The sequence below is a fragment of the Butyrivibrio proteoclasticus genome, from assembly GCF_900115735.1.
Taxonomy (GTDB): Bacteria; Bacillota; Clostridia; order Lachnospirales; family Lachnospiraceae; genus Butyrivibrio; species Butyrivibrio proteoclasticus_B.
In genome coordinates this window covers 1-24075 of sequence record NZ_FOXO01000009.1, presented here as the reverse complement: position 1 = coordinate 24075, position 24075 = coordinate 1, and the positions used below count along the sequence as shown (strand labels likewise).

General features: G+C 40.0%; 21 protein-coding genes, 1 tRNA gene, 1 other RNA gene and 1 pseudogene. All 24 read right to left on the bottom strand.

What is annotated here, in order from left to right; translation table 11 throughout:
* Positions 1-27 precede the first annotated feature (27 nt).
* Positions 28-954, bottom strand: coding sequence for a carbohydrate ABC transporter permease (locus tag BM146_RS07145; protein ID WP_083413439.1), 927 nt, complete (start codon positions 952-954; stop codon positions 28-30).
* A 19-nt stretch (positions 955-973) separates the two neighbouring features.
* Positions 974-1927 (bottom strand): ABC transporter permease, encoded by a 954-nt coding sequence (locus tag BM146_RS07140; RefSeq protein ID WP_074886514.1) that lies wholly within the window; start codon positions 1925-1927, stop codon positions 974-976.
* Between the two features lie 264 nt (positions 1928-2191).
* Complete coding sequence (locus tag BM146_RS07135) at positions 2192-3247, bottom strand: LacI family DNA-binding transcriptional regulator (RefSeq protein WP_074886512.1); 1056 nt, start codon at positions 3245-3247, stop codon at positions 2192-2194.
* Between the two features lie 201 nt (positions 3248-3448).
* A complete protein-coding gene (locus BM146_RS07130; RefSeq protein ID WP_074886509.1) occupies positions 3449-4720 on the bottom strand; it encodes an HD domain-containing phosphohydrolase in 1272 nt (423 codons plus the stop codon).
* A gap of 6 nt (positions 4721-4726) precedes the next feature.
* On the bottom strand, positions 4727-5749 hold the full coding sequence (locus tag BM146_RS07125; RefSeq protein ID WP_143087446.1) for a GGDEF domain-containing protein: 1023 nt from the start codon (positions 5747-5749) through the stop codon (positions 4727-4729).
* 300 nt (positions 5750-6049) lie between these two features.
* A complete protein-coding gene (locus BM146_RS07120; RefSeq protein WP_074886503.1) occupies positions 6050-7075 on the bottom strand; it encodes a sugar kinase in 1026 nt (341 codons plus the stop codon).
* A 72-nt stretch (positions 7076-7147) separates the two neighbouring features.
* Positions 7148-8113 carry a bifunctional 4-hydroxy-2-oxoglutarate aldolase/2-dehydro-3-deoxy-phosphogluconate aldolase gene (locus BM146_RS07115; protein ID WP_074886501.1) on the bottom strand — a complete coding sequence of 322 codons (966 nt, stop codon included), beginning with the start codon at positions 8111-8113 and terminating at the stop codon, positions 7148-7150.
* Between the two features lie 204 nt (positions 8114-8317).
* The gene (locus BM146_RS07110; protein WP_074886498.1) at positions 8318-9157 is read right to left on the bottom strand and encodes a gluconate 5-dehydrogenase; all 840 of its coding nucleotides are present in this window, start codon (positions 9155-9157) and stop codon (positions 8318-8320) included.
* Positions 9158-9250: 93 nt separating this feature from the next.
* Positions 9251-10114: a 5-dehydro-4-deoxy-D-glucuronate isomerase gene (kduI, locus tag BM146_RS07105; protein ID WP_074886495.1), complete on the bottom strand. Its 864-nt coding sequence runs from the start codon at positions 10112-10114 to the stop codon at positions 9251-9253.
* A gap of 406 nt (positions 10115-10520) precedes the next feature.
* Positions 10521-11001: RNase P RNA component class A (gene rnpB / locus BM146_RS07100), an RNA gene on the bottom strand.
* Positions 11002-11243: 242 nt separating this feature from the next.
* A complete protein-coding gene (locus BM146_RS07095) occupies positions 11244-11588 on the bottom strand; it encodes a hypothetical protein (protein WP_207649905.1) in 345 nt (114 codons plus the stop codon).
* A 171-nt stretch (positions 11589-11759) separates the two neighbouring features.
* The gene (locus BM146_RS07090; RefSeq protein ID WP_242949359.1) at positions 11760-12893 is read right to left on the bottom strand and encodes an NAD-dependent epimerase/dehydratase family protein; all 1134 of its coding nucleotides are present in this window, start codon (positions 12891-12893) and stop codon (positions 11760-11762) included.
* Positions 12868-14523: a nucleoside kinase gene (locus BM146_RS07085; RefSeq protein WP_074886487.1), complete on the bottom strand. Its 1656-nt coding sequence runs from the start codon at positions 14521-14523 to the stop codon at positions 12868-12870. Before BM146_RS07085 ends, BM146_RS07090 begins: the two co-directional genes overlap by 26 nt.
* A gap of 10 nt (positions 14524-14533) precedes the next feature.
* A complete protein-coding gene (locus BM146_RS07080; protein ID WP_143087445.1) occupies positions 14534-15319 on the bottom strand; it encodes a class I SAM-dependent methyltransferase in 786 nt (261 codons plus the stop codon).
* A gap of 2 nt (positions 15320-15321) precedes the next feature.
* Complete coding sequence (gene rpoD, locus BM146_RS07075) at positions 15322-16758, bottom strand: RNA polymerase sigma factor RpoD (protein ID WP_074886480.1); 1437 nt, start codon at positions 16756-16758, stop codon at positions 15322-15324.
* Positions 16759-16788: 30 nt separating this feature from the next.
* Positions 16789-18567, bottom strand: coding sequence for a DNA primase (dnaG, locus tag BM146_RS07070; RefSeq protein WP_074886478.1), 1779 nt, complete (start codon positions 18565-18567; stop codon positions 16789-16791).
* Between the two features lie 3 nt (positions 18568-18570).
* On the bottom strand, positions 18571-19578 hold the full coding sequence (locus tag BM146_RS07065; RefSeq protein ID WP_074886475.1) for a deoxyguanosinetriphosphate triphosphohydrolase: 1008 nt from the start codon (positions 19576-19578) through the stop codon (positions 18571-18573).
* A gap of 109 nt (positions 19579-19687) precedes the next feature.
* Entirely contained in the window at positions 19688-19999 is a 312-nt protein-coding gene (locus BM146_RS07060) for a hypothetical protein (RefSeq protein ID WP_074886472.1), read from the bottom strand.
* Positions 20000-20012: 13 nt separating this feature from the next.
* Entirely contained in the window at positions 20013-20537 is a 525-nt protein-coding gene (locus BM146_RS07055) for a DUF6465 family protein (protein WP_074886468.1), read from the bottom strand.
* 16 nt (positions 20538-20553) lie between these two features.
* On the bottom strand, positions 20554-20982 hold the full coding sequence (locus BM146_RS07050) for a hypothetical protein (protein ID WP_074886465.1): 429 nt from the start codon (positions 20980-20982) through the stop codon (positions 20554-20556).
* 62 nt (positions 20983-21044) lie between these two features.
* Positions 21045-22727, bottom strand: coding sequence for an extracellular solute-binding protein (locus BM146_RS07045; RefSeq protein ID WP_074886462.1), 1683 nt, complete (start codon positions 22725-22727; stop codon positions 21045-21047).
* 34 nt (positions 22728-22761) lie between these two features.
* Entirely contained in the window at positions 22762-23412 is a 651-nt protein-coding gene (locus BM146_RS07040) for an HAD family hydrolase (protein WP_074886459.1), read from the bottom strand.
* A 143-nt stretch (positions 23413-23555) separates the two neighbouring features.
* Positions 23556-23640: transfer RNA gene (locus BM146_RS07035), tRNA-Leu, on the bottom strand.
* Between the two features lie 152 nt (positions 23641-23792).
* Positions 23793-24075: pseudogene (locus BM146_RS19425) on the bottom strand (hypothetical protein); the annotation flags it as partial.

Sequence of the window (24075 nt, the reverse complement as noted above, 5' to 3'; positions counted from 1 at the left end):
AATAAGGAACTTAAGCTCTCGCTTCGCTCAGCCTTTAACAGCACCAACCGTAATGCCACCGATGAAGTATTTCTGGACGAATGGGTAAAGAAGTACGATAGGTCCTGTTGCAAGTACTGCGTTAGCCATCTTTACGCTCTGCTCAGGAATATCTGTAAGTGTTACATACTGTCCTGCAACTGAGTTACGGAGCGCATCAAGCTTATTGACGATCTCATAAAGTGTGTACTGAAGAGGCTTAACTGTTACCTTGGCTGTAAGGAAAAGAGATGACTGATACCACTCATTCCAATAACCAAGTGCAAGGAAAAGACCTATTGTTGCAAGTGCAGGCTTGATCATAGGAAGGATAAGATAAACAAATACTGTCATATCTCCTGCACCATCTATTTTTCCTGACTCTGTGATCTCATGCGGAATCTGCTTGATGAAGTTCTTCATAAGAATGATGAGCCATGGCGACATCATAAGTGGAAGCAAAACTGCAAGGTAGCTGTCAAGGAGCTTATATGTCTGTGTCATAAGCAGATAGTAAGGTGCAAGTCCTGCACTGAAAAGACTTGTAAAGTAAATATAGAAAGAGATTGCATTTCTAAGCGGGAAGTCTTTTCTCTGAAGGGCGTAGCCTGTCATCGCAATGATCAAAAGTCCGCAAACTGTTCCAATAAGTGTCATCATGATCGTAAGGCCATATGACTTCCAGATATTACCGCTTCCAATAACCATCTCATAAGCTTTCAGGGTAAAATCTCTTGGAATGAGCTGAACTCCGTGAGTTCTAATATATGATTCACTTGTAAAAGAAGTTCCGATGATAATGAGGAATGGGAATACGCAGGCAATTGCATAAAGAGTAACAAGTACATATCCAAGGCCTCTTACAACGTAATCCGATTTTCCAAGTTTAATCTTGGAGTTTCCTACTTCAAACTCCATATCTTTACTTTTTGCCATTTTTCAATTTCTCCTTTTTTTAGAATAAAGAGTAGTCAGGATCTATCTTCTTAACCGCAAAGTTAGCAAGCATAACGATAACAAAGCCAACTATTGACTGGTAGAAACCAACCGCTGAAGCAGTTGAGAAATTGAAATCTGACATTGTAGCTCTATAAACGAAAGTCTCGATAATATCTGTTGTCTCATAAAGAACTGAGTTAGAACCTATAATGTTCCAGAACAGTCCGAAGTTACCTCTAACGATTCCACCAAGTGCAAACAAGAGAAGAATAACAATTGTAGGACGAAGTGATGGAAGGATAATGTATCTGATACGCTGGAAAGCATTGGCACCATCAACCTTTGAAGCCTCGATTATCTCAGCATCAATACCACAGATAGCTGCAAAGTAAACAACTGAGTTGTAACCTGTCTGCTGCCACAAGTGGATCAGAACAATGAGCCATGGCCAAACAGTCGGATCTGAATACGGCTGCCATTTTGCCTTACCAAGTGCAGTAAGGATTTCGTTAACAAATCCTGTATCGTAGTTCAAAAGAGAATAAACTAAAAGACCTACCAAAACCTGGGAAATAAAGTAAGGTAAAAACATAAGTGTCTGCGATACCTTCTTAAACATCTTGGCTCTGATCTCATTAAGCAGGATAGCTATGAGAACCGCTACCAGGTTACCAAGAATAATAAATGCCAGGTTATAAAGAACTGTGTTTCTTGTCAGGGAAAAGAGCTTTCCTGATTCTGCAAGGAATTCAAAATTCTGAAGTCCTACAAACTTACTTCCAAAAATGCCTTTTCTATAGTTGTACTTTACAAAAGCAACCCAAATACCAGGCATAGGCATGTAGCTGAACATAAAGAAGAATACTACAGCCGGTAAACACATAAGTTCAAGAACTCTGTATCTCCATAGTGTCTCTAAAAGACTACGTTTTCTGACTCCTGTAGAAGTTGTCTTGTTTCTTTTTATCATAATATCCTCCTACTAATACTCTTTCAGTTGCATTTATTCACGGCACAGTCCCCATATTGTGCATTATTACCTTGTGCAACCGATTTCATATTATTATTTAAACACATTTGACATATTATTTCAACGCGATTTTTGAAACCGATTGCATTTTTGGCGATATGCAACAAAAAAAACGGAGTTATTATGTCAACTCCGCTTCTTTTTTGTTCAAATTGCCAAATCACGTATGATTTTTGTATATTATTTCACAAATCCTAATATCATTCATACACCATTTTCTAGTTTCCCTGAACTCTCTCTGATCACAAGTTTAGGGGTTATCATTTGCATCATTTCAACATTTTTCCCTTCAGCTGCAGATACTGCTGTTTCAATGAGAACTCTACCATATCCTTCATAGTCATAATCGATACTGGTAAGCTTTGGAATTGTAAGCTCAGCAATATAAGTGTTATCAAAGCTCACAAGGGATATATCTTCCGGAATTCTGAGTCCATGCTCTTTGATTGCCCTTACTGCTCCACTGGCAGCAAAGTCGTTTATTGCTATAATCGCCGTCGGCCTCTCTTCAAGATCCAGTACTTTGCTTGTACATTCATATCCTGATTCCGGATCATATGTGCCGTTTACCACATACTCTCCTCGTTCTTTAATGCCTTTTTTCCTTAAGTTTTCCTGATACTTCTGATACTTATTATATGTTGACGCAACTTTCATCTCGCCGCCAACAAGAGCAATTTTTTCGTGTCCAAGTGCAAAGAGATGCTCCATAAGTATATCCATAGCATTTGATTCATCAATGACCACGCTGTGGACAGGCGCTTTATCAAGCTTTCCGGTGACGATTACCGGAGTCTTTTCACAGATTCCTCTCACCTTCTCAGCATAGGAATCATCCGTTATAAGATCATCTACTCTTCCACCCATCTGTATGATAGCATCAACCCTCTGCTGCATCATAATATCAAGCTGAGCTCTTTCTCTTTCATTCTCTCCAAGGCTGTTAGAGAGAACTACGCTGTACCCGGCCTTTTCGGCAGCAAGTTCGCAGGCCACAAAAAGAGCTGAATAATAAGGATTTCGCACATCAGCAGCTATTATACCTATATTCTTAGTAGCTGTGTCTGACAATCCCTTTGCCAAGGCATTGGGCTTAAAATTATACTTTTCAATTATCTTTTGGATTCGTTCTTTCTTTTCCTTGCGGACAGATGCGCTTCCATTGAGCACACGAGAAACAGTGGACGCAGACACTCCTGCCTCCTCTGCAATATCATAGATTGTTATGGTTTTTGCGGTATTCAGCCTTTCTTTTTCCATAAGAAACTCCGTCTTGGGGACTGTCTGAAACCGATTTCAAATTTAATATTACGAAATATGCTTTTTATTGTCAATATGGTAAATAAAAAAAAGATTCCTGCCAGTACCATAACAGGTCTGACAGGAGTCCTTTAATCTCTGAGGTTATTTAGCAAGCTTACCATTGATAAGTGACTTATACTGTTTCTTTAATCTTTTTCGTTACTGTTGGAATCCCATATAAACTCCCGGGATATCATCCTCTGTCAGATGAAATCTTTCATGATTTTCATCTGCTTCTGCCGTTTCCATCTTAACAACGTTTACATATCCGTCGTTAATCATGTCTACCATATACTTCACAATTGATGGATCAAACTGGGTTCCTGATCCCTTTTGGATTTCCTCAATGATCTCATCCTTATTTAAGTGCCTTCTGTACACACGATTACTTGACATGGCATCATATGAATCAGCCACCCCCACTATCCTTGCATAAAGTGGTATTATATCCCCCTTTAATCCATCAGGATAGCCTGTTCCATCATATCTCTCATGATGATAAAGAGCCGTCTCTCTTACTCCACGAAGAGAGGAAAGCTGAAGCAGCATTTTTCCACCTGCAACGGTATGGTTTTGTATTAGCTTACGCTCTTCATCAGTAAGTTTACCCGGCTTGTTCAAAACTGCATCCGGTACACTTATTTTTCCGGCATCATGAAGAAGCCCCGCATAATAAATATTCTGAATTTCATCCTCTGAAAGCCCCATTCTCTTGGCAATCTCCGCTGCATACATGGCAACTCGCCTTGAGTGGCCTCGTGTATATGGGTCTTTTGCATCAATGAAATTAATGAATGTGTTCATCGACTGAAGAATGATTTTTACATCGTTACGCTGTCTTTCTTTGTAGTTCCTTACATTAACTCTTGTAACCAAAAGACCTACAAACACAATAAAACATACCATCAAAAGGATCATAATGACTTTTTTACCGATATCAGTCAATTCTGATGAAATCTTATATCCCTTAATGCCTATTTCCGTTGGAGTAAATACTTCTTTGGAATTAACTATTATTCCAAATGCAATATTCTCCCCGGAATATATTACGTTATTGTAATATGTCGGTCTTAAAACAACGCATTCTCTTTCAGCATCAAAAACAGCTTCTGCGCCCCAATAGTTTTCAAGAGTTGCATCAGATGGAAGCTCAATTTTAACAACCCAATTAGAAAGATTGCTCTTCCCAGTGTTGTAAATCTCAAAATCAAATTGTGAAGAATAGCCGCTTACACTTTTCCACGTAGCAGCTCTGCTCACACTAGAATAAAACTCATCTGAAAGTCTTGCCCCTGTAAGGCTAACAGTCTCATCATATGAAGAAGAGACATAATTTCTCGCCACTATTTCAAGCGTATAATAAGCCACCACCAAAATAACAAACAGCGACAAAAAAACAATCACCAGTTTTGTTGTTTTACTTAACTTCATTCCCCATCACCTTCTATTATCAGCCAAATGGTGTTGCCTTTTTTGAATATACATTAGTTCGTCAATTGCTATTTGAAACTGCTTGACTGACATGGAATTGGCCGGATTATATATCATACTTCCCATACTTATCTCAAGCTTGTATGGTTTATCACTTTTATAATTCCAAAGTTCCATCTCATCATCAATCAGTTCAATCCTCTCCTCCAACTCATCCTGAGATGAAATATTACTTATCACGCAAAATTCATCTCCACCAAACCTCCCAATGGCAGCGTCGTCAGAAAATACTTTATAAAGAATAGCTGAAACAATTTTCAGAGCATAATCACCCTCATTATGGCCATATGTATCGTTAATTTCTTTAAACCTATCCAAATCCATCATTATAGCAGAAAATTGATGTCCTGTGGATAAAGAATTCTTAATTCTATTCTCCATAGCAATATCAATTCCTCTTCTATTAAGTGCACCTGTAAGGTAATCAACATCAAGATTCTTGGTCTGCAGATAGAAAAAGACTATGAGAATACCTATAGTTATTGAGGCATAAGTCATATTCATATCTGTAAAGAATATCTGCAGGAAAGCTCCAAACAAGGCGATCAAAGGGAGTGCTAAAATCGGCTTAACATAGCCTGTATAAATGGCATTATAGTTTATAAGCACATACACAGATACCAGAACACAGAGAAGCAAAACAAAGGCACCTCGAACCAGGAAGAATGGTCCTCGTAAATATTTCAGGCCATCAAAATAATAGAACCAGTCAAGGTTAAAGAGTACCGAAACTGTAACCAAAACAAAATTCAGCCCCATAAATATCCTGTAAACCAATGTAACTTCTTTTTGAAACTTCGCCTTTGATTCATCCAGCCAACAGTTAATGTATAGTATGGCAAAAAGATAATCAGCAGGATCAAGAGCATAGATAATATAATACCCTATCTTCATTCCTATCGCATAACTTTCCGGATACAATTCACCAACATGGCCAATAGTTTCAGCAATAACAAGAATAAACGTCATGACAACCAGTTGAACGAATCGTTCAGCTGATTTCGTATTAATAGTCTTGCCTTGAAAAATCAGAACAAGAATCAAAAGTAACGCTGTATAAAAATTTAAAATTATCCAACCTGAAATAACCAATAAAATGCCCCTTTTGCTTAACCTATTGCCAATGTTACGCTCCAATTATACTAAATAGGGTCCAAAACTTTGTGATAATTTATAGAATTTTTATGTTTTTTGCAATTTTATTTCAAATAAAAAAACCTACCCGGGAAAAGATGTTTCTTTTCCCGGGTAGGCCTTAATAATCAATGATTATCTCTGGATACGACCTGAGCCGTCTCCACCAGCAAGCTTGTTAACTTCGTCAACAGTTACAAGGTTGAAGTCACCTTCGATTGTGTGCTTAAGAGCTGAAGCAGCTACAGCAAACTCGATTGTTGCCTGAGGATCAAACTCATTTACGCAGCTGTAGATAAGTCCGCCGCCGAATGAATCTCCACCACCAACACGGTCAACAATACGAAGAGCATATTTCTTTGAGAAATAAGCCTGTCCATCTGTGTAAAGCATTGCGCTCCAGTTGTTATCATTAGCTGAAATTGACTCACGAAGTGTGATTGCAACTTTCTTGAATCCAAATCTTTCTGTGAGCTTCTGAGCAACTTCGATGTAACCTTCTCTGTTAAGCTTACCTGTTGTAACGTCTGTAGAAGAAGCAGCAATTCCGAATACATCAGCAGCATCCTCTTCGTTAGCGATACAAACGTCAACATACTTGCAGATCTCGCCCATAACCTTTCCGGCTTTTTCCTTGCTCCAAAGCTTTCCTCTGTAGTTAAGGTCACATGAAACTGTAAGTCCATGCTCTTTAGCCTTCTTAGCAGCCTCAAGAGTGATCTCAGCAAGTGAATCACTTACGGCTGGAGTAATTCCTGTGAAGTGGAACCACTCAGCACCTTCGAAGATCTCATCCCAGTTGAAGTCTGCAGGAACAGCCTCAGCGATTGCTGAATGTGCTCTATCATAGATGCACTTTGAGCCTCTTTGTGAAGCACCTTTCTCGTTGTAGTAGATACCTACTCTGTCGCCACCTCTTGTGATCTTAGATGTATCTACGCCATATTTTCTAAGTGAGTTAACTGCAGCCTGTCCAATTTCGTGCTTAGGAAGCTTTGTAACGTAAACTGAATCAAGTCCGTAGTTTGCAAGAGAAACAGAAACGTTTGCCTCTCCGCCACCGAATGTAGCCTCAAGATGATCAACCTGAACGAATCTTAAATAGTTATCAGGCTGAAGACGAAGCATGATCTCACCAAATGTAACAACTTTCTTTGACATAATAATTAATTCCTTTCATTACTGCACTAAAGTGTAGATTAGATATATGTGTTAAATGTTTTAATAGATAAATCAGTCATTCTTTCCAAGATGAACAGCGAATCCACCGAAATCATCAGCAAGATAAGCAACTTTAAGATGATTGTCTGCATCATATGAGAATGAAGACTCATCAAATTTAACACCCTGCTTAGAGAGATGATATACTGCTCTGTCAATGTTATTGCATCCGATAGCAATGTGTCCACATGTTCCACGGCCCTTAGACTTCATAACTTCTACAGCTGATCCAGCAAATACAGAAGAATTGCCAACTTTCTTTGTAAGACCAAAGAGAGCATCAAACTTATCTGCAACAGCCTCAGCAGCCTCAGCGCTATCCTGGTTGATTCCGATGTGCTTAAGCTTAAAGCCGAGCATAGCATTTACAGCTTCTCTTGTCATAGCTTCGATCTCATCAAACTTACCTGCAGAAATGAGGTCCTTCTTAACCATCCAGCTACCACCGCAGCAGAATACTTTGTTGAAGCTGAGGTAATCGTTAAGGTTGTTCTTATTTACTCCACCGGTAGGCATGAAGTGCATCTTTGTGTAAGGTGCTGCCATAGCTTTGATCTTTGCAATTCCACCGTTCTGCTCAGCAGGGAAGAACTTAACACAATCAAGACCAAGTTCGATAGCCTGCTCAACTTCGCCAGGTGTTGCTGTTCCGGGAACAACAGGTACTCCGATTGACTGAATGTACTCAATGTTTGATCTGTTAAATCCAGGGCTTACAATAAACTTAGCTCCTGCAGCCTTTGCTCTGTCAGCCTGCTCAGCATTAAGTACTGTGCCTGCACCAACGATCATCTCAGGGAATTTCTGAGAGATGATCCTGATAGCTTCCTCAGCAGCTGCTGTACGGAATGTAACCTCAGCAGCAGGAAGTCCTCCCTTTATAAGAGCTTCTGCAAGAGGCTCAGCATCCTTTGCATCGTCGATAGCGATTACTGGTACAATACCAATTCTGTAAAGTTCTTCACAAATCTTATCCATTTTATTGCCTTTCTATAATAAAAAAATATTGTTAACTTGATTAAAATGCGATTACTTCGCTTCGCTCTCGCAATCGCTATCGGCAATTCGGAAATCGATATGCTCATTCATTCGCATATCTTTTTCACTCATTGCCTAGCATGTCTCAAAATCAATCATGTAATTACGTGCCAGCACGACTACATGATTGATCTTAATCCATTTTTAATCAACATCCTGGAACTTTGAAGGATCGAGGTTACTTGGATCCTGTCCGATGTAAGCTGAAATACCACCATCAATATATACAACCTGACCGTTGATGAAATCAGAAGCAGGTGATGCAAGGAATACAGCAAGTCCCATAAGGTCTTCTGTCTTGCCCCATCTCTGAGCAGGTGTCTTTGAACGGATGAATCTGTCAAATGGATGCATTGATCCATCAGGCTGTTTCTCACGAAGAGGTGCTGTCTGAGGAGTTGCAATATATCCGGGTCCAATAGCGTTACACTGGATATTGAACTGACCATACTCTGAGCAGATGTTTCTTGTGAGCATCTTAAGTCCGCCCTTAGCTGCTGCATAAGCAGATACTGTCTCACGACCAAACTCTGACATCATTGAACAAGCGTTGATAATCTTACCGCTTCCCTTCTTGATCATTGCAGGAAGAACAGCCTTTGAGCAGATGAAAGGACCTGTAAGGTCAACATCAATAACCTGCTGCCACTGATCAACTGTCATATCGATCATAGGAATTCTCTTAATGATACCTGCGTTATTTACAAGGATATCGATTGTTCCTACGTTCTTTTCAACATCAGCAACGAATTTCTGAACCTGATCTTCTTTTGTTACGTCACAAACAGCTCCGAAAGCATCGATTCCAAGCTTTTTGTACTCAGCCATTCCCTTGTCAACAAGTTCCTGATTGATATCGTTGAATACTACTCTTGCTCCGCTCTCTGCAAAAGCTACTGCATAAGCAAGTCCAAGTCCGTAAGAAGCACCAGTAACCCAGGCAATCTTACCTTCAAGTGAAAAGTTCTTTAAAAAATCCTGCATTTTAATACCCTCCTATTATTAAGCTATTGTTAATTATTTACGTTCAATTTTGTATCGCGGCCATCTAAAGATATAACCGCAAAACTCTCAAATTTACATCAATGATGTCATCTCACAATCATCCATGTCATCGAAGTCCTGATTCTCTCCGACCATTCCCCAGATGAATGTGTATGCCTGTGTTCCACATCCTGAATGGATTGACCAGCTAGGGCTGATAACAGCCTGCTCGTTTCTCATTACAATGTGTCTTGTCTCTGTAGGCTCTCCCATGAAATGCATAACAAGTGCATCCTCTGGAATATCAAAGTAAAGATATACTTCCATACGTCTGTCATGTGTATGACATGGCATTGTATTCCATACACTTCCAGGCTTAAGCTCAGTCATACCCATTTCAAGCTGACATGTCTCAACCTGTCCGGGAAGAATATACTTGTTGATAACTCTGTGGTTGGCCTGCTCAAGAGATCCAAGCTCTTTCTTGTTTTCATCCTTGATGATAACAACGTCTTCAGAAGGAGTTCCTTCTCTTTTAATAAGAACTGTTGGATATGTCTTATGTGCCGGTGCGCTGTTGATATAAAACTTAGCAGGCTTACTTGTATCGCAGCTTGCAAAAGAAACATCTTTTGCTCCCATTCCGATGTACATGCCCTGCTTATAATCTACATCATACTTTTTACCATCAATAGTGATGACGCCTGCGCCACCGATATTGATAACACCCATCTCACGTCTCTGTAAAAAGTATTCTGCTCTAAGCTCATCGCCGGCTGTAAGTTTAAGTTCCTCTTTAACAGGAACTGCTGAACCAGTAATGATCCTATCAATGTGGCTGTAAACAAGTTTAATCACATCTGGCTGAAAAAGATCATCGATGAGGTACTCTTCTCTTAATCTCTGAGTATCATAATGCTTCTCATCTCTAGGTGAACTAGCTGTTCTAAGTTCCATAATTGCCTCCGTTCCTCAATTACTATTTTATATGGGAATGCCTCCCATTTATTCACGCAATTTTATGATACGGTATAACTTATTCTTTGTCAGTTCATTTATAAACAAAAAAGTTGCAAATCTTGACCTGATGTAAGAGCTTTCATATTTCTTACATTTTATCACATTTTGCCCTTATCTATATTGCAAAAATTGCTGTATTTTTCAATAAAAAAGCGTTGCAATTTCCTATTAAATCAAATAAATAAAGAGTCGCTCGCGACTCTTCGCGCCCGAGCGGTATTGCGAAGCAATTAATTTCATTGCCGCGAGGTGCGCATCCTTAGCGGAGCGTTTTTTTATATCATAGGAAAGCAATTTCCTATGATATAAAAAAGCAACGCGGTTAAGCGTTGCCTTTAGTCTTTTTATGAGTAGGACTGTAAGCCGGGTTATGTCGTGAATGATCATCTATCTAGGACTGCCGTCGCCGACAGCCTCAAGCGACCCACCTGAAAGCGAGCCGGGCCGACTCTTTGCTTTCTTTTCGGTCTTGCTTCGGATGGGGTTTACATGGCTACTGATGTTACCACCAGCACGGTAGTCTCTTACACTGCCTTTCCACCCTTACGCCAGCAATTGTGTGAGGCGGTCACTCGGAAAGCAAGCTTTCCTCGTTACGCGGCATTCGCCGCATAACTATGTCAATATGTTGCAGATATCATGCAAGCATGAATCTGCTCCATCTTGCCATAGTCACCCGCCTCATTGCTAACGCGGTATATCTCTGTTGCACTATCCTGGGAGTCACCTCCACCAGACGTTATCTGGCATCCTGCCCTGTGAAGCCCGGACTTTCCTCTCCCATGCCCTTTCGTTTGCATGGCAGCGATCATTTATCCTACTCAGAAAATACATTATATCATAATTCTAAATTTATGAAACCAAAAATTGTATCTATTATGACTTCCATAATAAAAAAAGAATGTCGCTTGCGACATTCGCGCGCCGAGCGCGGTTGCATTTATGCAACATCTTCCATTCGCGCGAGTGCGCTTCCTTAGCGGAGCGATTTTTTATATCATAGGAAGCAATTTCCTATGATATAAAAAAAGAGCCAACTAAGGCTCTTTTAAAGTGGATGTATTACTCAAACTGTTGATTTACCAGTTTCTTCAACAGTTTTTTCCTTAACAAACTTGAGTGCATTTATAGCTGATGTATAAAATCCTGCTACCCTCTGCGCCTCAGGCGACAATGATCTAAGTGCCTTTAATTTCATAGTTTCAAAATAAGAAATAGCAGCTCCAACATTGCCAATATCCATTGAATTATCATTGCAATAGAGTGTTCCTCTTGCAGTGTCATATCTAGCCATGTCTTTTCCACTTATGGGTTGCATACCCATGGCAACCGCTAATGAATTAATTGTTTTAGCCCTGTCGTAGGTTGTCATTATAAAAATCTCCCTCAATGTAAATACATATTCTTTCAAACAGCGAATTATATTTTACTCTTTGCCACGTAAATGTAAATGGGGTTTACACGAACAAATAGTGAAAAAAATGTGTTTAAACTGTGATTGTAATTATGTTTCATACTTTGTTTGATTTCGTGAAATTTTAGAGACATTTATAATAAAAAACAACCACGCAAGAGACATTTTTTATTTGAAAAACTTCAGTGTTCTATTAACACCTGATTTCAAATCAAATTTTGCCCTCCATCCAAGTTCCTTAAGTTTTGAGCAGTCAAGAACAGAGGCCTTCATCATGTTATAGCTCTTTTTTTCAACATCATCAGGATTTTCAAACACAACCCTTACCCCTGCTGCCGCTGCTATTTCCTCAGCAATATCTCTTATAGCAACAACAGAGTTCTCATTGGAAATATTGTAGGCTTCGCAGGAATTGCCATGAAGAAGAATTGTCAAAAGAGCTGCCGCACTATCAAGAGTATAGCAATAAGATCTTATCTGCTCTCCAGCACTCTTCATCACGATATCTTTTCCTAAAGCCGCATTCCTTGTAAATGCAGCAGTTGCCCTGCTGTCTCCCTTTGCGATACCAGGGCCGTATGCATGGCAGGACCTGGCTATAACATAATCAACTCCATGTTCTTGATAAAAAGCTGCACACATGGTCTCCGCAGCCCTCTTACTCATTGGATAGCAAGCGCGGGGATTAAGAACATCTATATAACCATAGTCATTCTCCTTAAGTGCATTCTCTGCTGTAAATCCGCCATATTCCTCTGATAAGTCTTCATGCTGTTTTTCAGATCGTTGATCTTCTAAAACTATCGGATTGCCATAGATTTCACCGGAAGAAATAAACAGCACCCTGCTGCCCTTAGCACAAGCAGCTGAATCCAGAACCGTCTTCAAGCCAAGAATGTTACTAAGCATAGTTTCAACCGGCTCCGAAGCCATTTTGGCCGGATCCGCATTGCTGGCTCCGTGAATATAGTAGTCAGCTACAGGTAGTCGAACTCCTTCCTTAGTTGCATCATACAGGGCAAATTCATATCCATTTTTCTTAAAAAGCCCTTCAAATCTGGCATCTGTTTTCTCTTTATTTCTGCCTGCCAAAATCAGCTTAATATGAGCATCTTTTTCTTCGTTCAAAAGAGCTATGATATCCACCACAGCTGAGCAAAGCATACCAGTAGAACCGGTTATGCAAATTGTTTTATTTAATAAAGCCGTAATGTCAGGCATGGTATCTGCTACCAGCCTGACATCATCAAAATATTCTTTACAATATCTCATTCTTTCATACCTTAAAACAACTTCCGCCAACGAATTCTCTGCAGATTGAATTCTTTGGAAGGAAAGAATTATCAACGCTTACAAAATAGTCAAGAAACTTCAGAAGCCTTTTTGCTTCGTAATACTCAGGTTCATTTTTTCCGATTGAGAAAAGAAGCGGTTCTGCATACTGCTTTATAACAGCAAGTTCATAGATCTGAGCAGAATTGAACATTTCATCAGCCTCTTCCTGAAATGGGAAAATATTTGCTTCCTCTCCTGCTCTGACAGAAGGCCACATGCTGATGGTTGCTTTGGCGCTGGCGCCTCTGGTTCTGGCATCCCTGACAATTCGTCTGAGCAGTCTTCCATCAGTTGTAGGAATTCTGTTGTGAGAATCAATGCTAAGTGTTGTAAGAGCACTGATATAAATTTTAAACTTTGAACTTGCCGGAAGAGCATATGACATTTCTTCGTTAAGTCCATGTATTCCCTCAATAACAAGAACATCTGACTCACCAAGCTGCATGAAATTACCATTCATTTCTCTTTTGCCTGTAACAAAGTTAAACTCAGGCATCTCAACGCGCTCACCATTTAAGAGTCTTACCATATCATCATTAAACTGCTTAATATCCATTGCTCCAAGACACTCAAAGTCATAGCTTCCATCCAGATGCTTGGGAGTAAACTCTCTATTAACAAAATAGTTATCAAGGCTTATAGGATGCGGAACCATTCCGTAGGTTCGAAGCTGTATTGATAGTCTGTTTGCAAAACTTGTCTTTCCGGAAGAACTGGGTCCTGCAATCATTACAAACTTGATATCCTTGCGGTCATGAATCTTTTTGGCAATCTCGCCAATCCTTCGCTCCTGAAGAGCCTCCTGAACAAGAATCATCTCATTGATCCTGCCGGCGCAGATTTGATCATTGAGATCACCTACATTATCAATTCCCATTCTGCTGCCCCAATCGCTGGCAAGCTTCATGGTTTCAAACAACTTTTCCCTCGGTTCTGAAACCTTTAAAAGATTAGGATCAATCTTCATAGGAAGGGTAAGAAGCATTCCATCATGGAATTTCTCTAATTTAAAATGCTCTATATAAGAAGTATTTGGCAACATGTAGCCATAAAAATAATCGTAAAAATCTTCAAGTTTATAGACATTTATCTCTGAGCTTCTCCTATATTTCAAAAGAGAAACTTTATCAGTCATGCCTTGCTTTTTGAATATCTCGATAGCCTCATCAAGGGGATAAACTTTCTTTGTTATAGGAAGCGCCTTGTCTATGAGTTCCCGGAACCTGTCAGATACCTTTCCCACAAATTCATCAGTAACGTCAATGCTGCCTCTAATGGTACAGTAATAGCCTGTACCAATTGTGAACTCCACCTTTGTTTTTGCCTGAGCATCCTTTCCTGCCACATCTCTTACAGCTTTAATAAGTATCATTATTGCCGTTCTTCGCATAGTCTTATGCCCAATGTCATCAGCAAAGGTGATAAAAGACAATTCTCCATCTTTTTTCACAGTTTTGAAAAGTTCCCTTATCTTGCCGTTGTATATAACTGCTGCAATTCTGTATTTATACTCAGACTGGTACTCTTTTGCGATCTGCTCAAATGTAGTTCCTTTTTCGTATTCTTTAGATACTCCATTTATTGTAACCTGCGGCATAACGTCTCTCCTACCTGTTTAAGATTTTTTGGGCAAAAGAAATATCGGACAACTCCTCCATTATTTCTTTTCTGCGCCCTGTATGGCTGTCATCAAGACTCTTCAAAATGCTCTCAAGAACTTCTTTCCCGTGATCTAAATATGGCACAAGAAGCGGTTCTTTTCTTACTAAATTACACTCACCATAGCGGTTACATATTCTGACCATCAAGTCTTTATCAATGTCACCACTATCACTAAACAATGTTTCTAAAGTTTTATCAAATACGTTTTTGCTGTCAAAAGAGCTGTCCACAATATCTACTTTCATCGGAAAATAGTATTTCCCATCCTCGTAAACAACTCTTTCATCTGTGATCAGATATCCCTTATCTCTAATGAACTGTCTGAACTCTTCATAATCAGACTGTGGCTGAAAAACTGCTCTTCTTATGCCAAGGTCATAAAGATTGCCTTCGTCTATAAGCCTCTCCATAAGCTTGCCGCCCATTCCTGCAATTACTATTGCATTTGCCTCGCCCTTTTTCAGCTCTTTTACGCCGTCTGAAAGTCTTGTGGAAATGCTATTCTTTAATCCGCACTCCGCAATATTGGCATCAGCCGCAGAAAGCGGGCCTTTCCTAACATCCATGGCAATCACCGAGCTTGCTATTTTCCTCTGAACAAGGTAAATAGACACATATCCATGGTCGCATCCGACATCCGCAGCCCGCAAAACCTCACCGTCACTTCTTAACATATCTGCAACAGTGATAAGCCTCTGTGACATTTTAAGTGATATATCTTCTCTACTCATGATCAATCAAGATAATCCTTGAGCTTGCGGCTACGGCTAGGATGACGAAGCTTTCTAAGTGCCTTAGCCTCAATCTGACGGATACGCTCACGAGTTACGTTAAACTCTTTACCAACTTCTTCAAGAGTTCTTGCTCTTCCATCATCAAGACCAAATCTGAGTCTTAATACTTTCTGTTCACGCTCTGTAAGTGTTCCAAGAACCTCAACAAGCTGTTCCTTTAAAAGTGTAAATGCTGCAGCGTCTGCAGGCACAGGTACGTTGTCATCCTGAATGAAATCACCAAGATGGCTGTCTTCCTCTTCACCGATAGGTGTTTCCAAAGATACAGGCTCCTGAGAAATCTTAAGAATCTCACGCACACGCTCTACAGGCATATTCATCTCTTTTGCAACCTCTTCCGGAAGCGGCTCACGACCAAGCTCCTGAAGAAGCTGACGACTTACACGAATGAGCTTATTGATAGTCTCAACCATGTGAACAGGAATACGGATAGTTCTGGCCTGATCTGCAATAGCTCTTGTGATAGCCTGTCTGATCCACCATGTAGCATATGTTGAGAACTTGAAACCCTTTCTGAAATCAAATTTCTCAACAGCCTTGATAAGACCAAGGTTTCCTTCCTGGATAAGGTCAAGGAAAAGCATTCCTCTTCCGACATATCTCTTTGCAATACTTACAACAAGACGAAGGTTCGCTTCAGCAAGACGTTTCTTTGCCTCTTCACCCTCATAGATTGCCTGATTTAATTCTTTCTTTTCAGCCTCTGAAAGCTCATTTTTATCCTTGTCATCATCAAGCTGCTTCTGAGCATCAGCACCTGCTTCCATGGCTCTTGCAAGTTCGATCTCCTGATCAGCGTTAAGAAGCGGAACTTTACCGATTTCCTTAAGGTACATTCTTACAGGATCTTCGATGCTGATTCCATCAGGAACTGAAAGGTCGATATTCTCCATATCTACCTCATCCTCATCAGAAAGCATCATGTCATCTTCATCAGGAAGATCATCGTCAACCTCTGAAACTCTAAGAACGTCAATACCTGAGTTTTCAAGAACTTCAAGAACGTTATCAAGCTGTTCCTCATTAAGATTCATGTCAGTGAAGAAATCACTGATTTCCGAATACTCAAGAACGTTTTTCTTCTTTTTCGCAAGTGCAAGGATATCCTTTATCTTCTGTGTAAAGAGTTCTTTTGTTGCCTCATCAAACTCATTACCCTCTCCATCATTAGATGAACTCTCGCTTTCTGCCTTTGCACTTTTTGCAGTCCTTTTTGCTTTAGGTTCTTTTGCTGCTTTTGGCGCCTTCTCATCAGCCTTCTTAGCTGTTTTCTTCTCTTCTGCAGCAACTTCTTTTTTAGGTTTTGCCGAAACTTTTGCAGAAGCCTTGGCAACTACCTTTTTTGTCTCTTTAGTCTCTATTTCTTTCTTTGCCATTTTTATATTTTCCTTTTCTATTATTTTTTATCAGTCATCCGGCATTATATCTGCATGTGATAACTTTTCTAACTCTTTTTTACCCTGAATTGTCTTTGTGAGAAAATCAGGGTCATCCGGCTTTAGCTCTTTCTTTAGTCTGTCATATCCTGCTGCCTTAACGCCGTATATTATGTCGCGGAAAGCTTTCTTTCTCTGCTCCCTGGTCTCTATCTCGATTAGATTGGTATTAAACATTTCGGCCACCTGCCGGTGTTCATCTTCATCAGTAAACCTGTCGAGAATAGCTGCCGGAGAAAAGTTACCGCTCTCCATTCCCTGAAACAGCTCTTTTGCCACATTTCTATACAGATCATCCGAAAAATCTTCGGGAGTAATCCACCGGGTGACCTTGGGAAAAAGCTGTGGTTCATCAGTCAGCCATGTTAAAAGAAGCCTTTGATTCTTTTTGGCTCCATCTTCCGGCGTACGCTTCTGTTGTATGCCGGACTTAGGTCTTTCAACCTTTCTCACAAGTCCGCCCTGGGATGCCACACTGGACACAAGCCTTCTAAGATCATCTACCGCAATGTTGTATCTGGCAGCAACAGCCTCTATATAATTTTCTCTTTCCAAAGCCTCTTCAAATTCACACAGTTTCATAGCAAGTTTTCTGTGGAATTCAGTCTTGGACTGAGGATCTGACATATCATGCTGTGATTGAAGCACCCTTACTTCAAAAAAGAAAGTGTTTTCCGCATTTTTTATTCTCTCTTCGAAAGCTTCCCTGCCCTCATTTTTAATAAACTCATCCGGGTCCTTATATGGTCTTAGGTCAAGAACTTTTCCCTTCAGTCCTGCTTCCTTAAGAATACCAATTCCTCTGAGTGCAGCTTTTGTTCCGGCTTCATCACTGTCATAAGACAAGATTACTTCATCCGTATATCTTTTTAATATCATGGCCTGCCCGGTGGTGAATGCAGTTCCAAGAGAAGCAACTGCCATATTAAAGCCCGCCTGATGCATAGCTATAACATCCATATATCCCTCACAGATTATCATGTAACCTGCTCTTGAATTTTTGGCATAATTAAGTCCGAACAAATTACGACTTTTATCAAAAATAGGTGTTTCGGGAGAGTTGAGGTATTTGGGCTTACCATCTCCCATCACGCGGCCACCAAAGCCAATAACCTTTTGAGAAGCATCCTGTATAGGAAACATTACTCTGTTCCAAAATTTATCGTGGGTTCCCATTTTATCATCATGAGAAGCAAGGCCCGCCTCAATTATCTGACCGTCTGTATATCCAAGTTTTTTGAGATGCTTTGTCAAATCATCACTTGTAATATTGGCATATCCAAGTCCAAAGTGCTGCATGGTCTCATCAGTAAGCTTTCTGGATCTGAAATACTCCATGCCCTTTTGTCCGGTCTTTCCTCGAAGCTGATAATAATAATACTTAGCTGCTTCTTTATTGATATCATACAGTATCTGTTTTTTATCCCGCGCAGCCTTGGCTGCAGGAGAATCATCCTGCTCAGGAAGCTTTATCCCCGCTCGCTCCGCAAGTTCTTTTACCGCTTCCTGAAATGTTAAATTGTCATACTTCATCAAAAAAGTGATCACATTGCCGCCTGCACCGCATCCGAAGCAGTAAAACATCTGCTTATGAGCGGAGACTGAAAACGACCCGGATTTTTCATTGTGAAACGGGCAAAGTCCAAAATAATTGGATCCTTTTTTCTGCAAATGCACATATTGTCCCACCACATCCACAATATCATTCCTTGAACGCACTTCTTCGATGATTTCATCTGAATAGTACATTATTTACAAAACTCCCCAAGTATGTGGTATATAAACTTCCTCAAATACTGAAATAGCATATCTGTCAGTCATCGAGCTGACATAGTCACAGACAACCCGCTCTTTTGTCTCACCATGATTCATCATATCCTTAAGATAATCAGGCAAAAGATCTATGTGATCAAAATAATAAAAATACAGTATCTTTATCATCACCTCAACCTTGCCTTCCTGACTCTTGGCAATAGGATTGGTGTAAACGCGGTCAAACATAAACTTTCTAAGTCTGTGAAATGCATCATATATCTCATCTGACATGCGGATATCATCCTTATCAAGGCTGTTAGCCACAATGTCATGAATGAACGTATCAAGCCACTCTCTATTGGTATGACCTATGACATCACACAAATCTTCGGGCACCTGATCTTCAGTAATTATGCCTCCTCTGATGGCATCATCCATATCATGATGCATATAGGCAATCTTATCTGAAAGGCGCACAACTTTTCCTTCAAGGGTTGATGGAGTCAGATCAATTTCATGGTTTAAAATACCATCCCTGACTTCCCATGTAAGATTCATTCCCTGTCCGTAGTTTTCAAGTTTTTCTACAATTCTAAGACTCTGCTCATTGTGTCTAAAGCCGCCGGGACATACCTGATTTAAGGCTCTTTCTCCGGCATGTCCAAATGGTGTATGCCCAAGATCATGTCCAAGGGCAATGGCCTCTGCCAGATCCTCGTTGAGCAAAAGAGCTTTTGCAATAGTCCTTGCATTTTGAGAAACTTCAAGAGTATGCGTCATACGGGTTCTGTAGTGATCTCCATCCGGAGACAAAAAAACCTGAGTCTTGTCCTTTAGGCGCCTGAATGACTTGGAATACAATATCCTATCACGGTCCCTTTGAAAACAAGGCCTGATATCGCATGGTTTTTCTTCTTTTTCTCTACCTTTGGAATTCATGCTCAGAGTAGCATGTTTGCTTAAGATTTTAGTCTCACGTTTTTCCAGTTGTTCGCGAATTTTCAATTTTTTCTTCTTTCTGCGGGCGAATCAGTTATCTACTAAAAAACCCACATCTAATATATTCGACGTGGGTTCTTAAAATCCTTTTTTTATTTTGATTATTTTTAAAATTTTATCTCATCCATTCGTTTTCCCTTGATGTATACTGATCATTTATCCACTGAACAGCCTTTTCAAGTCCCTCCTGTGATACTTCAAAATTCTCCGTTGTCTTAAGAGAATCATCTGTATGTGCATAGGAATTTGGTTCAGGCCACACAGTGGCCATCAAAGTAGCAGGACCTCTTTTATCAACAGGAGTAAACTTGACATTTTCAAGCGGCTCTCTGGCAAGCCTGTATCTCATGCCCTTGTAGCTTCCAAAATATGCCTCGCCGTACTCATAGTGGGAAAGCGGAAAAAAACTTGCTAATTCTATTGCCATTTATTATTTCCTATCAAAATCCTATTTTTCCAGTTTCCTGGTGATTTACAACATAATATGCTGCGTTGTCCGAAGGTTTAATGTATACCTGTATCTCTCTGATGTTCGAAGGCTTATTTCCTTTTGAAACGTAGTCCTGTTTGGCCTTTTCAATGATATCAGTTGTTCTGATCTCATGATGATTGTACTGAACAAAAACTTCTTCTTTGCAGCTGAATTTAGCCGCTTTTAAAGTGATGTCATCACTTACAGTCTTAGCTGCCTTGCGAGCCTTCTCAGAGCGGTTTTTGACAATCTTTGCTGCAGGAGCTGCCTTTTCTTTTATATCATTATAAATAGGTTCTGCCTTTTCCTTAATATCATTGTAGATAGGCTCTGCTTTTTCTCTTATATCATTGTAGATAGGCTCTGCCTTTTTTGTAACATCTTTAATCAAAGGCTCTGCCCTTTTCATAGCGCCATCAATAACTGGCTCTGCATTTTTGGAAACCCCTTTTACTATTTCTCTGATTTCTTCTACTGTTGACTTCTTCCCCATTGCTTTTCCCTCCTAATCATCTGAATTTACTCATAAATGCCGCTAAAGGTCCTACTGCATCCTGAAGATCCTTGATTGCTTTGTTAAGTCCTTCAAAGTCAATCTCTGCCATTGACTGAACTGCATTTGTAATGCCTTCACCGTTTTTATCAACAAGGCTGTCAAAATTATCGCTTGCCTTAGTGATACTTGTTATCATGGTATTAGCTTCATTTAAAGATTTCTGAGCCTCGAGCGCTGTATCATTGATATGATCAAGAGTCACTTCAAGCTGCGGAATAACTATGAGCATTGTAATAAGCACAATACCGGTAATAGCAGCTATACAACAAGTACCGATTCTCTGCCAAAAGAGCTTTTTCTTTGTGAGATTTCTTATCTCAACAAGCACTTCTTCACTTGTTACAACAGTATCATTTTGCTCCTTATTTTCTGTATTTCCCATATATCCCCTCCATTTTTAAACAAACTGTTTTCATGTATTCAAAACATTATACACCTATATTATTACTGTTCATAGCCAGCAGCTTCTTCAACCCTTCTGTTAACTTCATTCTGAAGTGCATTCAAAAAACGTTCAGGATGACAGGAATAATAAGCTTCCATGTACTCAGCCCAGGTTCTTTCAAAATTATTTGCCATTACCACCTGAGGAAGATAATTTTGTTTGCACTCTGTCATCATGTGATAAGCTTCTCCCTCAGCAGAGCCCGGTGAAAGAGCCTGTGCGTATGTATAGATCGGATACCAAGCCCCCGGAGAAGGGTTTGTTCCAAGCATTTCCACGTAAGTCCGTGCATCATAGGCCGTAAGGCATTTTCTGACTTTATCTGACAATCCATCATAAAACTCCACCTCCTGGCCTTCAGGTTTCATGGCATTTATACCATCCCTGCTTGTTCCAAGCCATTGTGGAAAATAATTGTACTGACAGAAATGTGACTTCTTATAAGCTGTATCATAAGCCTGTTTTCGCATCCCTTTTGTCTTTTTAAACATACCATTGTCATCGATCACATAGTCAACGCCTTCAATGCCCCAATATCGCAGATTATGAATATCCTGCTCCAATAAAGCACTGATAAATTCCATGGCCCCGTCAACATCTTTGCAACTTTTCGTAATTGCAAGGCCTGAACTTCCATGCAAAACGTTTCCTGAATTGTGCCATTGATTGGTAATTCCTTCTCTTATCGTTATCGGAAGTGGAACATACTGGCATCCCTCATCATCTAGTCCGGCGTGCCTTATCGCATCTTCAGCCTCATAGGCAAAATCCCACCACTGATCAACCATTCCAAGAACTCTTCCGGATGACAGCTTGGCAATATACTCTTCATAGCTCTGCTTGTAAAAATCAGGATCAACAATGCCTTTTTTATACTCTTCGTTTAGCTTTTTAAAGTACTTAAAAGCCGTATCTGTCGTATTGTAATCAATAACAGTTCTAGTCTTCGGATCAACTATTGCAGCGCCATCATTTGGGTATCCATCAAGGAACTGTGGGGCATTTTCAAGGCAAAAATATCTCCAATCATCGCAAAGAATCGTATAAGGAATCACAGAAGAACCATCATACATGATAGGATGTGCCGCATAATACTTTTCTATTAAGTCAAAATATTGATCAAGAGTGTGAACTTCAGGATACCCCGCCCATTCAAGAACTCTGGTCTGTATCCAAAAAGCCTCATCTATATGGACGCACACCCTCTCCTTCCCGTATGTACTGGAAAACTGAGGAATCCAATAAATATGGCCATCACTCTGCCTCAAAGAATCCCACTGTCTTTGACTAAACAGTTCTTTAATGTTTGGATATTTATCAATATAGTCATCAAGAGCCACAAGTGCCCCCGCCTCATACATGCGTACCGACTCTTCGCCCGCATCTACAAAATCAGGATATTCACCGCTTTCAAGCAAATCATCTATGGCATCGTAAGCTATCTGATTTTCCAGCCACTTCTCATTTACCTTGACTCCTGTAGCATCTGCGATCATCTCCCGGACCACATTATCCTCATCCAATTCAGTACCGGGAACAGCAAAAAAAGCTGAAAATTCTTTGTAGGATTTATCTGCAACTTGAATGTCTTTGGCTTTTTCATCAAATTTATTTATAACGCATCCAGCACAAACAACACCCAAAAAAAGAACAGTTACTGCAACCGATATAGCCTTCTTCATTTCCCCCACCTTCAAGTCATAAACACCATATAAATCATACCAGATCAAGTATTTCTAACGGATCACTGACAAAAGAATTTCCACCTGCTCCCGCTGCAATAAGTTCTTCCTTCGTCCTAAAGCCCCACAAGCAGGAAATACATGGTATTCCTGTGTTTTTAGCAGTCATATGATCCACATCAGAATCCCCAACATACACACAATCTTCTCTATTTACAGAAAGTTGTTTCATAGCCTCAAGGCACTCATCCGGAGCAGGCTTTCTCTGAAGCTTTTCCGTCACACCAATCGCCACATCGGCCAATTCTCCAAAATATACATTTTTAAGTTCCTGAACTCCGTCCATAGACTTATTGGACACAATTGCTATCTTGTATCCGCGTTCTTTTAACTCTTTTAAAAGCTCAGGAATATGTTTATAGGGCCCTGTTTTTATATTGCAGTGATCAACGTAATACGCCTCGTAATCACTCAATATCTGATCAAACTGCCGATTTTCTCTCCCGCCCCGGATTGCCCTTTCAATAAGCTTCACAGAGCTGTTGCCCACAAAATGTTTTACCTCATCCAGAGTTCTCTCCGGCATTTCATACTTTCTCAAAATGAAATTCACTGAGTCTGTAATATCCTCAATCGTATTGAGAAGTGTTCCGTCCATATCAAAAATAACTGCTTTATATCTCATTGTCTCTAGTCCTTTTCATAAATCTCGCCAATTTATTTTAACACTATTTCCCATATTTTGGTACAAGCGAAGTCACTGGGTGAGAGTTCCCTTCCGCGCAAAAGAAAAAGGACCAACTCATTTGAGTTGATCCTTTTCTTTCGTGCGGAAGATGGGACTTGAACCCACACGACATAAACAGTCACAAGATCCTTAGTCTTGCTCGTCTGCCAATTCCGACACTTCCGCGAACCGTCGCCGCATCTCTCTCGCGACGACTCATTTATAATAACAATAATAACGCAAAACGTCAACAATAATTTTAAAACTTTTTTACGTTTATTTTGTAATTAGTTACAATTCAGTTGTTAGCCAGTGGTTCACGAATAAAGCCGATGTGATCATGCACTCACATCGGCTTCTTCTACTTTCTTTTTCTTCTTTTTTCTGTAACGTTTCCGGTCAAAGATATCTGTTACCCTGTTGTATAGATTTCCTTCTTCAAACTTTAGCGTATATAGAATTCCCAGGCTGTCACAGACATATTCAAAATTGTCTCTGCTTCTGAAAACCATCATCTGTTTTTGCTTTCGCTTGAAGACTCTCGCCAATCTCTCAGCTAACGAATTGTTTGCCGGAACCGCTTTGTCGTGCAGGAAGAGCAGTTCACTTTCCTTGTACTTT